At 56.2% G+C, this 1083-nt stretch carries 1 pseudogene; it reads left to right on the top strand.

Going from position 1 to position 1083, the window contains the following annotated elements:
- Positions 1 to 1083, top strand: a pseudogene (locus KZ793_RS00240) (hemagglutinin repeat-containing protein); the annotation flags it as partial.

Genomic DNA, 1083 nt, shown 5'->3' on the forward strand with positions numbered 1-1083 from the left:
TGCAAGGCGGCCAGTTGGTTATCGACACCCGACAGGCGCAGACCGATAACCGGGACGGCAAATTGTTGTCGGCCGGTACGTTCAACCTGAAAACCCAGCGGCTCGATAATCGTCACGGGCAAGTGCAGGCGGTAGGCGACACCACTCTTAATGTTGAAACCCAAACCGATAACACCGGCGGCCTTATCCGTGGTGGCGCGCAACTCAGCCTGAACACCGCTCACCTGATTAATCGTGACACGGCGCAGGCAGATAAAGGACTGGAAGCGCAAAACCTGACGGTCAACGCCCAACAAGTGGACAACAATCAGGGGACTTTACGAGCGGCCGACCACCTGCAAGCAAACATCAGCCAGAGCTTGAATAATATCCAGGGGCTGGTCTCTGCGGGCAAACAGCTCACCATCAACAGCGAGGCTCAGCAATCGCATCTGAGGATTAACAACCAACAGGGTACCTTAATTGCCGGGAAGCAGGTGGATATTAACGCCGGGGCCCTCAGCGGTGACGGCCAGCTGTTATCGCAGGGCGATATGGCTGTTACCTTAACCGGGGATTTTCACCATACCGGCAACACGGCGGCCAATGGCAATCTGACCCTGAAAACCACCGGCAATATTCTCAATGACCGCCAGATGAAAGCCGGTCGGGCGCTGCATCTTGGTGCGCAAAATCTTACCAACAGCGCCGCCGGTGAAATCAGCGCCGGGCAAACACAAATCCACGTTCACGATACGCTGAATAACACCGGATTGATTGACGGCGGTTTAACCCATCTCACAGCCAACACCCTGAACAATACCGGCACCGGGCGCCTTTACGGTGACCAACTCGCCCTCCAGACAGGCACCCTGAATAACAGCGCACGGGACGGCAAAGCCGCCGTGATTGCCGCGCGTGACAGGCTGAATATCGGTACCGAAACACTGAATAACAGTCACCATGCCCAGATTTACAGCGTGGGCGATATGTACATTGGCGGCCGGTTGGACAACAGCCTGACAGCCACCGGTCAGACCCGTGAGCTCAATAACCACGCCGCGACAATTGAGGCGGGGAAAAACCTGAAAATTCAGGCCGACC

The organism is Photorhabdus antumapuensis (genome assembly GCF_020387775.1).
Classification (GTDB): domain Bacteria; phylum Pseudomonadota; class Gammaproteobacteria; order Enterobacterales; family Enterobacteriaceae; genus Photorhabdus; species Photorhabdus antumapuensis.